The sequence below is a fragment of the Neptunomonas japonica DSM 18939 genome, from assembly GCF_000422765.1.
Taxonomy (GTDB): Bacteria; Pseudomonadota; Gammaproteobacteria; order Pseudomonadales; family Balneatricaceae; genus Neptunomonas; species Neptunomonas japonica.
Map to the genome: position 1 here is coordinate 32,210 of NZ_AUGR01000023.1, position 15,372 is coordinate 47,581.

13 protein-coding genes are annotated in these 15,372 nt (G+C 43.0%); 3 read left to right on the forward strand and 10 right to left on the reverse strand.

What is annotated here, in order from left to right; genetic code table 11:
* Positions 1-63: 63 nt before the first annotated feature.
* A complete protein-coding gene (locus G511_RS0114745; RefSeq protein ID WP_028470307.1) occupies positions 64-984 on the reverse strand; it encodes a LysR family transcriptional regulator ArgP in 921 nt (306 codons plus the stop codon).
* A gap of 91 nt (positions 985-1,075) precedes the next feature.
* Here G511_RS0114745 and G511_RS0114750 point away from each other — a divergent pair, with 91 nt between their 5' ends.
* Positions 1,076-1,684 carry a LysE/ArgO family amino acid transporter gene (locus tag G511_RS0114750; RefSeq protein ID WP_028470308.1) on the forward strand — a complete coding sequence of 203 codons (609 nt, stop codon included), beginning with the start codon at positions 1,076-1,078 and terminating at the stop codon, positions 1,682-1,684.
* 88 nt (positions 1,685-1,772) lie between these two features.
* On the opposite strand, the gene G511_RS0114755 is transcribed toward G511_RS0114750, so the two are convergent.
* The 9 genes from G511_RS0114755 to G511_RS0114795 form a co-directional block, all read right to left on the reverse strand.
* Positions 1,773-2,855, reverse strand: a complete 1,083-nt coding sequence (locus G511_RS0114755; RefSeq protein WP_028470309.1) for a peptidoglycan-binding domain-containing protein — start codon at positions 2,853-2,855, stop codon at positions 1,773-1,775.
* 115 nt (positions 2,856-2,970) lie between these two features.
* A complete protein-coding gene (locus G511_RS0114760) occupies positions 2,971-3,336 on the reverse strand; it encodes a histidine triad nucleotide-binding protein (protein ID WP_211224920.1) in 366 nt (121 codons plus the stop codon).
* A 94-nt stretch (positions 3,337-3,430) separates the two neighbouring features.
* Complete coding sequence (locus tag G511_RS0114765) at positions 3,431-4,945, reverse strand: SpoVR family protein (protein WP_028470311.1); 1,515 nt, start codon at positions 4,943-4,945, stop codon at positions 3,431-3,433.
* On the reverse strand, positions 4,942-6,228 hold the full coding sequence (locus tag G511_RS0114770; RefSeq protein ID WP_028470312.1) for a YeaH/YhbH family protein: 1,287 nt from the start codon (positions 6,226-6,228) through the stop codon (positions 4,942-4,944). The genes G511_RS0114765 and G511_RS0114770 overlap by 4 nt, the downstream gene beginning before the upstream one ends.
* A 36-nt stretch (positions 6,229-6,264) precedes the next feature.
* On the reverse strand, positions 6,265-8,187 hold the full coding sequence (locus G511_RS0114775) for a PrkA family serine protein kinase (protein WP_028470313.1): 1,923 nt from the start codon (positions 8,185-8,187) through the stop codon (positions 6,265-6,267).
* Positions 8,188-8,335: 148 nt separating this feature from the next.
* Positions 8,336-9,457 (reverse strand): dihydrolipoamide acetyltransferase family protein, encoded by a 1,122-nt coding sequence (locus G511_RS0114780; protein WP_028470314.1) that lies wholly within the window; start codon positions 9,455-9,457, stop codon positions 8,336-8,338.
* Position 9,458: 1 nt separating this feature from the next.
* On the reverse strand, positions 9,459-10,448 hold the full coding sequence (locus tag G511_RS0114785) for an alpha-ketoacid dehydrogenase subunit beta (RefSeq protein ID WP_028470315.1): 990 nt from the start codon (positions 10,446-10,448) through the stop codon (positions 9,459-9,461).
* A complete protein-coding gene (gene pdhA / locus G511_RS0114790) occupies positions 10,448-11,527 on the reverse strand; it encodes a pyruvate dehydrogenase (acetyl-transferring) E1 component subunit alpha (protein WP_028470316.1) in 1,080 nt (359 codons plus the stop codon). Before pdhA ends, G511_RS0114785 begins: the two co-directional genes overlap by 1 nt.
* Positions 11,524-12,582 carry a Leu/Phe/Val dehydrogenase gene (locus tag G511_RS0114795; protein WP_028470317.1) on the reverse strand — a complete coding sequence of 353 codons (1,059 nt, stop codon included), beginning with the start codon at positions 12,580-12,582 and terminating at the stop codon, positions 11,524-11,526. The genes pdhA and G511_RS0114795 overlap by 4 nt, the downstream gene beginning before the upstream one ends.
* A 410-nt stretch (positions 12,583-12,992) precedes the next feature.
* On the opposite strand from G511_RS0114795, the gene G511_RS0114800 reads away from it, so the two are divergent.
* Positions 12,993-14,204: a L,D-transpeptidase family protein gene (locus tag G511_RS0114800; protein ID WP_028470318.1), complete on the forward strand. Its 1,212-nt coding sequence runs from the start codon at positions 12,993-12,995 to the stop codon at positions 14,202-14,204.
* Positions 14,205-14,250: 46 nt separating this feature from the next.
* Complete coding sequence (locus G511_RS0114805; protein WP_028470319.1) at positions 14,251-15,369, forward strand: L,D-transpeptidase Cds6 family protein; 1,119 nt, start codon at positions 14,251-14,253, stop codon at positions 15,367-15,369.
* Positions 15,370-15,372: the final 3 nt, after the last annotated feature.

Below are 15,372 nucleotides of genomic sequence, written 5' to 3' on the forward strand. Positions count from 1 at the left end.
GTCACGAATATGACGCGGTGCAACAAATATTTTGGTGACCTATATCATAAAGTCTAATGATTATTATGGTGATGTGAGTTCTGGGTGTTTTGAGAAAGCTTCTAAGTCCATTTTTCCTTGATCTAAAAGAGCGCTGGTTAGTTCGTTTTCTAAAGGCGTTTTAAGATTCCAGACATGCCAATAAAGTGGCACAGATAAATAATATCTTGGATTAATATCAATAAGTTGGCCTGATTTCATATAAGGAATAGCTTGTTGGTCAGGTATCATGCCTGCTGCAAACCCTCGAATAATCATATCGATAAAAGCGCTATATGAAGGCACTCGATGCGTAGGGTAGTCACCAGGTGATAGATCAAAAAAGCGATTTAAATAACGATGTTGCAGTGCATCTTTATGATTATATTCGACAATAGGAGCGTGTATTAAGCTGCTTCTATTGCAGCCATTGGGTAAGTAGCGTTTGATATATTCAGGTGAGGCGAGGCAACGATACACCGCAACGCCTAAAGGGATACAGTGACAACCTTGTAAGGGCGATGAGCTAGAGGTAATACATCCCATTACTTCTCCGCTACGCAGCAGTTGTTGGGTTTGATCTTGGTCGTCAACTTTAAGGTCAAATAGAACATTATGTTGTTTTAAAATAGAGTCAACAGCGGGTAAAAACCAAGTGGCTAGGCTATCAGCATTAACAGCAATTGCTAATCTAATGTGCCCTGACTGTAATACTGGATTAAGCTCTGACATCACTTCATTTTGTAGCATTTCTATTTGGCGATAGTGCTTTAGCAATGCTTGCCCAGCTTGTGTAGGGCAGATGGGGTGCGAGCGAATGAGTAATGTTTGCCCAACCATTTCTTCTAATTGTTTGATACGTTGCGAAACAGCTGACTGTGTAATATGAAGACGTAATGCTGCTCTATCGAAGTTTTGCTCTTCAATAACAGTAGAAAGCGCTTTAAGCTGTTTATAATCAATCATAAGAATTTCTAATTAAATATTAAAATCATTAGTTTTTATTAATTCTATTCCTCATGCACCATATCTACCAGTCTTAACTCAGGGAAAAAACATGATTTTTTTCATAGCTAAAGGTTATATGGCAGCAGCTGCATTAATCATCGCGTTAGGAGCACAGAATGCTTTTGTGTTAGCTCAAGGCGTAAAGCGCCAGCATCACTGGCCTGTAGCAGCTACTTGCTTTCTTGTTGATGCGATCTTAATTAGTCTAGGAATGGTGGGTGCTGGTGTTGTCATTCAGCACTGGCCCAATGCTCTTACCGTAATACAGATAGGAGGTTTTATTTTCTTGTTTGGCTATGGGTTTTTCGCTTTTAGAGCATTTTTGTCGCCAGTAGCGTTAACTGCAAGCCAAGCAAAAGGGGACTTGAAATCGGCGCTGATAACAACATTGGCCGTTAGTTGTTTAAACCCACATGTATATTTGGATACAGTCGTTCTACTAGGCAGCTTGGGTAATCAATTTGTCGGGAGTGAAAAGTACAGCTTTTGGATAGGAGCGATATTAGCTTCGTTCTCGTGGTTTGTTTTGTTAACACTATTAGCAAAAGGATTATCTCCTTGGTTAGGAAAGCCTTCGATATGGCGTTGGGTAGAAGCGTTGGTGGGGCTAATGATGTGGACGATTGCTGCTTGGTTATTCAGTGAGTTGCTGGGCTGATATTAGAGTGACGTGTGATGGGTTGTATAAGTGGGCATAAATAAAAAAAGCCCACGTATGTGGGCCTTAAAAGGGAAGTTAAACGTGCTTAGATAGCAACGCCTAATGATTTCAATGTGTTGATTGTTAGCTGGCCAGAAGCCATGCCTTTAGCTTTTTGGTAAGAATTAACAGCAGCCATTGTACCGCGGCCTAATACACCATCGATACTACCTGGGTTATAACCTTTAGCTTTTAGAGCACGCTGAAGATCACGGATTAGGCTAGGCTGAGTGTTTGTTTCGCAAAGAATAGAGCGCCACTCTAGGTATGCATCACTAACTTTTGCACGTTTCTCAACTGTTTTGTACTCAGCAGGAATAGCGATAGCAGTTTGCTGTGCTGCTTTAGTTAGTTTACGAACCTTAATAGTTTTGTATACAGCAGGAACAACGATCTTGCGAGTTGCGGCAGGCTGGTCAACTACACGACGAGAAATTGTCTGGCTTTTACCAGGTACAGCAACTGTTTTAACAGATTCAGGTGCAATCATGACTGTTTTTGTAACAGTTTTGTATACAGCTGGTACTTCAACTAAACACATGATTTCGCCAGTCCCAGCATCAACTTTCTGGATTGGGCCTGTGCCTTTCTTCCATTCAGTGTGCGCAGGGCGTACTAGAATTTTTTCTGTTACTGTTTTGTATTTTGCAGGTACACGAACAAGCTGTTCAGATGCTTCAGCAACTTCAATTGTTTCTGTTACATTTCTGTAAGTAGCTGGGACAACTTCAAGACGTTCGTAAGCATCTTTTACTAAAACACGCTGCTCAACATAACCGTATTTAGGCGCTGTTGTTTCAATACGCTGGCCTGCTGCACGAACCTGAACAGTTTCTGATGCCATAGTGTACTTAGCAGGAATAACAACGCGTGCATAACACTCGCCCGCTTTAGGGTTTGGTGGTAGCAAGCTAGTTGTTTGGCTTTCACGAGTGAGGCGTGCAATTTCAGATTCTAGCTGAGAAGTATCGCCTTGTGCGTTTCTGACAGAAGCTAGTTCTTGTTGAAGAGATTTGTACTCAGAAGAATCTTTAATATCCATCTGAGCAGAGTTGTTAGTAGCTGAGCAGCCTGATAGTACTGCAATAGCTAGAGCTGAAACGGTGAAAGTAAAAATTTGCTTTTTCATGACAGACTTCCCTGCGCATTAATATTTTTGGGGTAGGAGAAGTCTATACATATTTTAATGAAGGAAATATGAATGGAATTGTTCATATTTTGTTCATTTTTTCCTTTAAAAACATTTAAATAGGTTGTTTTAGGGCTGCTTGATAAGGAGGCCAACCTAGGGCTTTTCCAGCGAGAACATGTAGGTGAATATGATAAACAGTTTGTCCGCCATGGCTATTACAGTTAAAGACAGTTCGGTATCCGTCTTCTGCAACACCTTGATCTTTAGCGATTTTACTTGCGCTCATCAACATGTGCCCGACCAGCTCACGATCACCTTCTTCGATGTCATTTAGGGTGCTGATATGCTTTTTAGGAATGACTAAAAAATGCACTGGAGCTTGTGGGTTAATATCATTAAAGGCAATAACGTGTTCGTCTTCATAAATAATTTGCGCAGGAATTTCTTTATTAGTTATTTTACAAAAAAGGCAATCCATTATTTATTCTCTGTTTTTACGTTAATGTAAGCGGTAGCAGTAGTACCGCTACCGTGTTTGGAAGTACATCAGAGGTTGAGTATAGCTAGGTGGGTTAGTAGAGCTCAAGCTTCTCTTTTGGTGGACAATGAAAACTGGCTGCCGTTGCTTTTTCGGGCGTGACCGATTCTAGGTGAACATCGAACCCCCATAGCGTATGGATATGCTTTAGTACCTCCTCAGTATCTTCTCCGAGTGGTTGTTTATTATGCATGAAGTGCCGCAATGTGAGTGAGCGGTTACCACGTACATCAACGTCATATATTTGAATGTTAGGTTCTCTATTTCCTAAGTTGTATTGCGCTGCAAGTTCTTCACGGATTTTTCGATAACCCGTTTCATTATGAATAGCAGAGACTTTTAGTACGGGTTGCTCTGAATCATCAACAATGGAAAAAAGTTTTAGCTCCCTGATAAGGTGTGGCGATAAAAATTGTTGTATGAAGCTTTCATCTTTAAAATTTCGCATGGCATGGTCGAGTGTTTCTTGCCAGTTGCTACCGGCAATGTCTGGAAACCATTCATAGTCTTCAGGTGTTGGTTTTTCGCAAATTCGCCTTATATCCTGCATCATATTATAACCAAGCGTATAAGGGTTTATACCGGAGAAGTGCGGGTTATCAAATGAGGGTTGATAGACCACACTACTATGAGAGTGAAGGAACTCCATCATAAAGCCATCATTTACCAAGCCTTCATCATATAGCTGGTGTAGCAGTGTGTGATGCCAAAAACAGGCCCAGCCTTCATTCATAACTTGGGTTTGTTTTTGTGGATAAAAGTATTGTGCGATTTTGCGTACAATGCGCACAATCTCTCGTTGCCAGGGTTCGAGTAAAGGTGCATTTTTTTCGATGAAGTAGAGAATGTTTTCTTCTGGCTCAGATGGATAACGTGCTTGTTGAGTGGCTGTGTCATCTTCATCTTTTTTAGGAATGGTATTCCACAACTGATTTATATGGCGTTGGTTATATTCTTCACGAGCGTTGACGCGCTCTTTTTCTTCTTCAGCTGTTAATGGTTTTGGGCGCAGGTAACGATTAACGCCATAATTCATTAAGGCATGGCTGGCATCAAGGAGTGATTCTACTTCATCAATGCCATGACGCTCCTCGCATTGTGCTATATAACGCTTGGCGAATACTAGGTAGTCCACAATGGCAGAGGCGTCTGTCCAAGTTTGGAATAAATAGTTACCTTTAAAGAAAGAGTTATGTCCGTAACAGGCGTGCGCAATAACGAGCGCCTGCATGGTCATGGTGTTCTCTTCCATCAAATAAGCGATGCAGGGGTTGGAGTTGATGACGATTTCGTATGCTAGCCCCATCTGGCCACGTTTATAGCGTTGTTCTGTTTCCACAAATTGTTTACCGTATGACCAATGATGGTAATTAAGGGGCATCCCAACAGATGCATAGGCGTCCATCATCTGCTCAGATGTAATCACTTCAATTTGGTTTGGGTAGGTATCTAAGCCGAAGTCCGCTGCAATGCGGCCAATCTCTCGATCGTAGGCTTCAATAAGCTCAAAGGTCCATTCTGCACCGGTTGAAATAGGCGGTTTTTTCATGCGGCCCCCTTAGTCTTACGCTCAAATAGTCGACGGAAAACGGGAAAGATATCAGCTACATCTTCGATGTGTTGCATTGCAAATTGTTCAGGGTGTTGCTGGTGGGTTTCTTGGTACTCATTCCACAGGTTTTGGTGTGGCCCATTGGTTATTTCTACGTAGGCGTAATACTGAACCAGCGGTAATATTTTTTCGCTAAGAAGTTTGCTGCATCGTTGTGAGTCGCCATCCCAGTTATCGCCATCAGATGCTTGAGCCACGTAAATATTCCAGTCACTACGAGGGTAGCGCTCTTGAAGAATATCTGCTGTGAGTTCCAGGGCACTAGAAACAATCGTACCGCCGGTTTCACGTGAGTAGAAAAACTCTTCTTCATCTACTTCTTTTGCATGCGTGTGATGTCGTACAAAAACTACTTCGATCTGTTTGTAGTTTCGCGTTAAAAATAGATATAAAAGAATAAAGAAGCGCTTAGCAATCTCTTTGATAGATTGTGTCATAGAGCCTGAAACATCCATGATGCAAAACATCACAGCTTTGCTGGAAGGAACGGGAGTTTTTACAATGTTGTTGTAGCGCAAATCAAAATCATCAATAAACGGGATGCGTTTTTTGTTGATGTCCAGAGTTTTGATCTGTTCTTGTAAAGCATGTATTTTTTGGCTGTTCTCATCACTAATAGATTCTTTTTCCAGCGCCCATAATTGCTTTTTTAATTCTCTTATTTCGTCTCTATCAGAACCCGAAAGGGCAATGCGTCGAGCATGTGCTGCTCTGAGTGAGCGAACAATGTTCAGTTTGTCTGGTGAGCCTGCTTGCGTGAATCCTGCTCGGTGAGTTTCAAACTGTGTGGTATCCATCAGTTGTTTTTTTACCAAGTAGGGGAGTTCTAACCCATCAAACATAAAGTCTAGAAACTCTTCTTGGTTGATAGAGAAAGAAAAGTCATCTTCTCCTTCACCTTGATTACTGGCTTGTCCTTGACCTGCGCCACCACCGCCTCCTCCTTGAGGACGTTGAAATTCATCACCAGTGTCGAACTCTTTGTTACCAGGGTAGACGCGTGTTTGTTTACCTCCTTGGCCATGATGAAGCATGGGTTCAGAGGTACCTTTGCGGGGGATTGTAATCTCTCCCCCGCGGTCCATGTCTTGAATAGAACGTTTTTTGATCGATTCTTCAACAGCGTGTTTTATCTGTTTTTTATATCGGCGAAGAAAGCGCTGTCGATTGACAGCACTTTTCTTTTTACTATTGAGACGGCGATCAATGATGTAACTCATGTTCCGTACTCCTTCTCGGCGAGAAACCGAATTCTGTTACTGGGATTTTCTAACGCGGATATACCATTCAGATAACAAGCGTACTTGTTTCTCTGTATAGCCTCGTTCGGTCATCCGTTGCACAAATTCGCCATGCTTATTCTGCTCATCACTAGAGCCTTTCGCATTGAAAGAGATGACGGGTAGTAAGTCCTCAGTGTTGGAGAACATTTTTTTCTCGATAACGGAGCGCATTTTTTCATAGCTTGACCACGATGGGTTGTTACCATCGTTGCTGGCACGAGCACGTAATACGAAGTTAACAATTTCATGACGGAAATCTTTTGGATTACTAATGCCGGCAGGTTTCTCAATCTTCTCTAGTTCTTCGCTGATGGCCTGACGGTTAAGAATGTCGCCAGTTTCGGGGTCACGGTATTCCTGATCCTGAATCCAGAAATCAGCATAGGTGACGTATCGATCAAAAATATTTTGGCCGTACTCAGAATACGACTCTAGGTAGGCTGTTTGAATCTCTTTGCCCAAAAGTTCAATATATTTGGGTGCAATATATTCTTTTATGAAACCAATATATTTTTCTTGAACTTCAGGAGCAAATTGTTGCTGTTCTATCTCACGTTCTAATACATACATTAAATGAACAGGGTTAGCGGCGACTTCAGAAGGGTCAAAGTTGAAGACTTTTGAAAGAATCTTGAAGGCAAAACGGGTAGATAAGCCTTTCATTCCTTCATCAACACCGGCAAGGTCTTTATATTCCTGCATTGATTTTGCTTTGGGGTCAGTGTCTTTCAGGTTTTCACCGTTATAAACACGCATTTTTGAATAAAGATTAGAATTTTCTGGTTCTTTCATGCGGGATAGTACAGAAAACTGCGCTAGCATATTTAGTGTGTCTGGAGCGCAAGGCGCTGCGTGTAAAGAACTGTTTTCTAAGAGCTTCTCGTATATTTTTATCTCTTCAGAAATACGTGTGCAATAAGGCACTTTGACAATATAAACTCGGTCAATAAAGGCCTCGTTAGTTTTATTGTTTTTAAATGTCTGCCACTCGGACTCATTGGAGTGAGCTAGGATAATACCGTCATAAGGGATGGCTCCCATTCCTTCGGTACTATTGTAGTTACCTTCTTGAGTGGCTGTTAAGAGAGGGTGAAGCACTTTTATCGGTGCTTTAAACATCTCAACAAACTCCATGACCCCTTGGTTCGCATGGCAAAGCGCACCCGAGAAGCTATAGGCATCTGGGTCATGTTGTGGAAATTCTTCTAGCTTACGGATATCAACCTTACCGACAAGACAGGAAATATCTTGATTGTTTTCATCGCCGGGTTCGGTTTTTGCAATAGCAGTCTGGTTTAAAATAGAGGGATATAATTTGACGACTTTAAACTTAGATATATCCCCTCCATATTCATGCAAGCGTTTTACTGCCCAGGGCGACATGATGCCTTTTAAATAGCGGTGCGGAATATTAAACTCTTCTTCAAGAATTACGGAGTCTTCTTCAGGGTTGAATAACCCTAGTGGAGACTCAAAAACTGGCGATCCTTTGATAGCATAGAAAGGAATCTTTTCCATTAGATGTTTCAGACGTTCAGCAAGTGAAGATTTACCGCCACCCACAGGGCCTAATAGATAAAGAATCTGTTTACGCTCTTCAAGTCCTTGAGCGGCATGGCGGAAGTAAGAAACAACGTTTTCTATGGCGTCTTCAGTACCATAAAATTCATGAAATGCTGGATAGAGTTTCATTACCTTATTGGAAAAAATACGGCTTAGACGAGGGTCTTTTGCGGTATCAATTAGCTCAGGCTCCCCTATTGCTTGCAGCATCCTTTCTGCGGCACTGGCGTATGTCATAGGGTCAGTTTTGCAGAGCTCAAGATACTCCGTGAGAGACATTTCTTCCTGTATTGTAGCGGTATAGCGCGATTTATAATTCTCAAAGATACCCATTACATTCACCTTTATGTTTGCTGGCGAGCTGGTCAAGGCGCTGAATAGAAAAGCTTTATTTTGAAGCACCTATAATTTCAGTGTAGCTCACACTTTACATTTATATTCGCTAATTTTTAGACCTTTTGTCTAAGCTCTTGGTTTCATTTTAGTTTAAGTTATCTTCTAACGAACGTATGAAAACACTTAAAAAACGAGCTGCTTCGCCCCCTGTAGCGACTCTGTGGTCAAAAGTTAGAGAGATTGGTAATACTTTTCCAATCTCTATCTTTCCGTTACGTACAACGGCCTCATTTCGGATTACACCTGCGCCAATAATAGCCACCTGTGGCGGTACAATGATGGGAGTAGCGTACCGGCCAGCCATAGTGCCGAAGTTGGTTAATGTAATCGTTGCCCCCTGTAGCTCTGCTGCAGGAATAGTTCTGGCGAGTACATCGCTACGTAATTGGTCAAGGCCTTCGCGTAGTGCTGTTTCTGAGCGCCCTGCAATATTCCTTAACACCGGTACAAATAGGCCTTTATCTGTATCAACAGCAACGCCGAGGTCAATATGCTGGTGCTGGCGTAATGTCAGTTGCTGACCATCAAACCAGCTATTAAGAATAGGTTCGTGCTGGCACGCAGCAGCAATCGCTTGGATAAGACGCATCGTAATATCCGCTTTAGCCGGCCAGTGACTAATGTGTGCATCTTCAAAAAGAGAAACGGGCACTATTTGGGCGTGTGCTTGGCTCATGTTGATGGCCATATGTTTACGAACGCCCTTTAAGCGCTCTGGTGCACCAAAAGTTTTGTTAAAGCGAGCAGCGTGCTCAACATCATGGGTACTTATCGTGCCTTGTTGGCCTGAGCCTTTAATGGTGTCAAGATCAATGTCTAAGCGATTAGCTAATGCTCGTATTGCAGGAGTCGCTCGTTGTTGTCTATGAGCAAGAGAGCTGGGCGATGCTCCAATAATAAAGGTGTCCTCCTGACTCGCTGTCTCTGCGGTCACTAGAGACCCAACAACGGTGCCTGCATCTTCTTCCTTATCATCGCTAATAAACTCGACCAAAGGCTCTCCTGTATGAACTGTATCGCCTTCAGCACCAAAAAGGTGGGCGATGATTCCTGTCTGAGGAGAGGGAACGTCAATGACTGCTTTTGCTGTTTCAACAGAAACCAATAGCTGATCTTCATCAACATGGTCACCTTCGCTGACATGCCATTCGAGAATATCCGCTTCTGGCAGTCCTTCGCCTAGGTCCGGTAATTTAAAGTATTTCATATTATGCGAACTCCATCGTGCGTTTTGCAGCGTCGATAATCTGTATTGTCAGGGGCATGTATTGATCTTCTAGTCGAAAATAAGGCATGACAGTGTCGTAACCTGCGACACGGGCGACTGGCGCGCGTAAATCCATCAGTGCCTCGCTTGCTAATAGGCTGGCAATTTCCGAACCCACAGAACAGCTTAAAGGAGCCTCTTGAATAATGACGCACCGGCCAGTTTTACCGACAGAGGCTAAAATGGTTTCTCGGTCGAGTGGGTTCATAGAGGCCACATCGATGACTTCGCATTGGATGCCTTCATCAGCCAAGTGGTCTGCCGCTTCTAGTGTTTCTTTGATCATCGCCCCCCAGCTGATTAAGCTAATATCAGCGCCTTCGCGCAAAGTGAAGCAGGTATCTAAAGGCAGTGCTTGGCCATTATCTTCAACGATTTGATTCTGACTTCGGTATATACGTTTGGGTTCGAGGAATATGACAGGGTCAGGGTTTTGTATGGCTGACAACAGCAATCCATAGGCACGTTGTGGTGACGAGGGTATGACAACTCTTAGGCCTGGTATTTGTGCAAAGATGGCTTCGGTGCTTTCGGAGTGGTGCTCAGGTGCATGAATACCTCCGCCATAAGGTGCACGAATAACAAGCGGGCAACTGAGGCGACCACGGGTCCTGTTGCGTAGGCGGGCAGCATGACAAATGATGTGTTCCATTGCGGGAAAAATAAAACCCAGAAACTGAATTTCTGCTATTGGTTTTAAGCCTTGGGCAGCCATACCTATGGATAACCCTGCAATCATATTCTCGGCGAGAGGTGTGTCCATCACGCGTTTCATACCAAAGCTTTCTTTTAGGCCAATAGTGGCACGAAAAACACCGCCGTTTGTACCGACATCTTCGCCCAGTAATACCACGTCATCATCATTTCTCATGGCATGATGCAACGCTAAATTGATGGCTTCTACCATGCAAATGGCTTGTTGAGTGCTCATTATGATACCCCCTTATCGCTTCTAGCAATGGCGATTTCTCTTTGCTTTTTGAGCTGCAAGGGTAGTTCAGCATATAGATAGTCAAACATTGCACTTGCAGGTTGGGGAGACGTTTCTAAGTACTGATCCACAGCTTCTTGTATGAGTGTTGTGGTGTGTTGTAACCACTGTGTTTCATTGCTTTCATTCCACCATCCTTGAGCATGTAAGTAATCACGTAAACGCTTGATAGGTTCTTTGTCCCAACCTGTTTTCAGCGCGTCCGGGTGACGGTAACGGGTCGCGTCGTCAGCGGTGGTGTGATCAGATAAACGATAACTAACCGCTTCGATGAGAGTGGGCCCTTTTCCTTCACGTGCTCGTATTAATGCTTGCTCCACACTTTGGTGAAGAGCAATAACATCATTGCCATCTACCTGCTCGCCTCGAATGCCCGCTCCGAGCGCCTTTTGGGCAAGCGTTGGGGCAATTGACTGTAATGCACGAGGTACAGAAATCGCCCATTGATTGTTATTAATGATAAATACAACAGGCAGCTGCCAGACTCCGGCAACGTTTAATGCTTCCATGAAGTCACCTTTGGAAGTGGCGCCATCACCTAGCATAGAAACAGTTGCACGTTGTTGGTCGCGGATTTTTATAGCACTGGCGACACCGCAAGCATGAAGGCATTGGGTGGCGATGGGTACACAGTTCGGGAAGTCTTCTCCCTGTGCGGGTGAACTATTGCCTCTTTCATCACCACCCCAATAGAGTAGAACCTCTGATAATTTCATGCCTCGGACCATCTGCATGGCATGGTTGCGATAGTAAGGCACCAATACATCTTCTTTTTTCATCAAAGACGCAGTGACAACGTCGATGGCTTCACAGCCTGCAGAGGATGCGTAAGTGCCGAGCTGTCCGGTTCGTTGTAAAGCGATGGCCTTGTTATCGAATTGTCGAGCAATCACCATTTGTTGGTAATAACGTACCAGTGTTTCATCAATGAGCGCCCACTCAGGAAGTGTATTAACAACCTCGCTCTGTTCGTCCATATATTGATAAAAAGGAATCTGTCCTTCAAAGGAAATGCTCATAAGTTAGCCCTCTTATCTGTTTTTGCCACAGCACTTGCACGGTTTAAAATAGCCTCCGCCTTTTGGTTGGCTAGGGCGAAAGGTGGAATTGAACTGGAGTGAGACGATAGCAAAAGGTCGGTCAGCGTGGTGCCAATTGTTGTTACTTGGTGGTGGATTGTTTGCGTGTTTTCGCCGGCATGAGTGAGAGCAACAAAGATCAGACCTCCACTATTAACGATATAGTCAGGTAAGTAGAGAATGTCTCGCTGATGAAGTGAATAGCCATCTTTAGGGCTGTTTAGCTGGTTGTTGGCTGAGCCTACAATAATTTGTGCTTTGATTGTGCCGATGGTTCTTTCATTGAGTATTGCACCTAAACCACAAGGGCAGAAAATATCGACATCGGCGGTATATATATCATCAGGGGCTACTGCGGTTGCATGGAACTCGTCAACGGCAGCTTTTATCAAATTATTATTAATATCGGTAACAGTTAGATGCGCGCCTTCAAGTGATAAATGTGAGGCAACAGCCATACCGACATGCCCCAATCCTTGAATAGAAACGCGGGTGCCCTCTAGATCACCCTTACCAAACAGGTATTTGACTGCAGCTTTCATGCTTTGGATTACACCCAGGGCGGTGTATGGCGAAGGGTCACCTGAACTGTTTGTGCAGGTCACCCCGTGGGTGCTTTGTGCAATAGCATCCATATCTGAGGTTAACGTGCCGCTATCCATAGCAGTGATGTAGCGGCCTTGAAGTTGTTCGATGCACTGGCCAAATGAGCGCATTAACGCTTGACGATCAAACTCTTTATTGGGAAGCATAATGACTGACTTTCCACCGCCATGTGGCAAACCTGCTAAGGCTGCTTTGTAGCTCATTCCTTTGGCTAAAGTTAGGGCGTCCTTTATTGCATCGTCACTACTAGAGTACGGAATGAAGCGACAGCCACCAATCGCAGGGCCAAGAGTCGTTGAATGGATGGCAATGATCGCTTGTAAGCTAGTTGCCGCATCGTGATATAAGTGCAGATCCGAGGTGCCTACGTATTCCATCTGGGTAAACATAACGGGATCCTCCGTTGTAGTTAACTGTGGAAATCAGGTTGTTTAATACATCCGCTTTTTTTAATGCTTATTATCTGGATAGCACAATTCGCAGGAAAGTTCCGCCAGTATTTAATTATTATGTTTTTAGATTGATGTTTATTTTGCGTCGCAAAAAATATACAAATTAGCGGCTTAGATAAGCTAATTCACTGTAATAAGGGATATTTAGCTAAAATATTGTGCATTGAAGCAAATTTAAATAAATTTTAGAAAATTAAAAGAAACTGAAGACTCTGAATGTTTGAGTATGCTGGTCGATAAAGTACAATTATTAGTAATAAAAATGTAAAGATGATCGGCTGTACTAGAATATAAGTGGTACATTACGAGTTAATAATTATTTTTGTTCAACGTGATTCGGGTTATTCATGCGCAAGCTTAAAACAATGGTACTTAACTCTGTTCTTTGCGGCTCTTTTCTATTGAGCTCCTTGCCGTTGCACGCAGCATCGGATTACGGCATCTCTGAAGGTAATGAAGAGCTATTGTTAAAAGGCTTGGAGTCCCTAGCTTCTCAGCAATTTGATACAGCGTTATCGCAGTTTAAAGAGCTGACGATCAAACGTCCCGACTTTCGTTTGGCGCAGTTGGTATACGCTGATTTGATGGCGTCTCAAGCTAACCCTTTGGGGCAAATTGGTAGTGAAAGAATTCAAAAAAAGAAAGAGATAAACGGCCTTATTGATGAAGCACGTGCTCGGTTATTGATTAATAAAGATAAACCAAGAGTTGGATTGATTCCTAGTAGCTTGATAAAAATGAGTGACGATCAAAAATACCTGATTGCTATTGATACAAAATTCTCTCGGTTATTTGTTTTTGAAAATCGCCAAGGTGTACCAACACTGATAAAAGATTACTACGCATCTTATGGGCGTGGCGGCACTGAAAAAACTAAAAGAGGTGATTTAAAAACACCGCTTGGTGTTTATTTTGTAACGAATCGTTTTTTTGATTCGCGCCTTCCTGAGCGTTATGGCTCTGGAGCATTACCTATAAATTACCCAAACGTATGGGATTCACGCAAGGGGCGTACGGGAAGTGGAATATGGGTACATGGGTCTCCTGTGGATACGTATAGCCGCCCACCAAAAGCGAGTGAAGGTTGCATTTCGCTGACAAATCCAGACTTTATTGACCTTGATAAACTGATTGATATAAAGAACACGCCTGTTTTGATTGGTAGTGACTTTAAATGGATTGATCAAAAAAATTGGATTGCTCAACAAAATGAAATTCAGCAGTATGTAGAGCAATGGCGTGTTGACTGGGAAAGCCAAGAGCATAGTCGCTATATCACTCATTACTCTAAAAAATACAGTGATGGTGTTCGTAACTACCAAGCGTATTCTGACTATAAGAAACGTATTAACGCTAGCAAAGAGTTTATTAAAGTTGATTTGAAGGACATAAGCCTTTTCCGTTACCCAAATGACCCTAACCTGATGGTGGCTACCTTTAACCAGAATTATGAATCAAATAATTATGCCGGCGAGTCTGTAAAGCGCCAGTATTGGGTTAAAGAAGAAGGGCAGTGGAAAATCGCTTACGAAGGTAAGCCTTCCAAAGGTAAGCCATAAGAAGTGCTGCGTATTGTTTCAATTATCATTGTGCTTAGAGAGATGAATGACACGTGGTCTAGTTTTTAATTCCAGCCCTTTGTACTCGCAGGATTCATCAACCAAAGAAGCTTTAAAAGCGCATTGGTTGATGCAGGCTCTGCCCGATTTTGGCATTGTTCAATTAACAGGTAGTAGGGCTGATAATATACAAGCAGAGTTTGAGCGTGCGCTTGGGTGCACCGTTCAGCATTGGTATTCTTCGGAGTCGTTTTCCTGCTTTGCCGAGTTATTAGCCGATACATTAAGTATCTCAACTACTGATCATGCTTATCTTCAGCATAGTTTGCGAAAATGGGCAGAAAACGATGGCGTGTTGTGGTTAGTTGTTGATGGGGAGACTCTTTCAAATGAGCTCCTAATGCAAATAAAAGAGTATGCTCCCTTGTCAAAGAAAGGGCAGTTTGCGATTCGTATATTGCTTAAAATATCTGATGAAAAACTCCATTCTAAAGTATGTCAACCACTCTTAAGTGCTGTTCACGAACGTGTAGGCGGGCCTGATTTTTCTCATCCGTCACTCCTTCATACTTCCAGCAGCTCATCTAGGTTGCTGTATAAGCCTTCAGTACTTTTTCGCTACAAGGCTTCAGTATTATGGTTTATTAGTGTGACGACTATTGCAGTAGGGGTCCTCTCTGCAACGCAAAATAAACCTGTGCCTGTACAGGAAGTAGCGACTGAAAAGGTGCTTGAAATAGAGAGTGTTAAGCTGTTGGAAGAGCAGAAGCCTATGGCTATTCTAGAACCTATTCCGCAAAATGAAGCTCTGAAAGTTTCTTCATTCATAAAGCAGTGGTCGGCTGCATGGCAGGCGCAAAGTATTGATAAGTACTTCTCTATGTACGCACAAGGCTATTCTGCATACAGTTACATGTTGCCAGATGAATGGAGGTTATGGCGTCAAGACAGGTTGAAGCAGCCCACTTGGATTAGTATTGAGATTGGGCCTGTCGACCTTGTTCGCGTAACTAAGGATGAGTTTCGTGCTTCATTCTGGCAGCTGTATCGTTCAGATGGCTATCAAGATGACACGTTAAAGGTGATGTCGATAAGAGAAGAGGGTGGTATCTTGAAAATAATAGGCGAAACCAATCAAGAGGTTCGCCTATTATCAAAAGAGTGATCT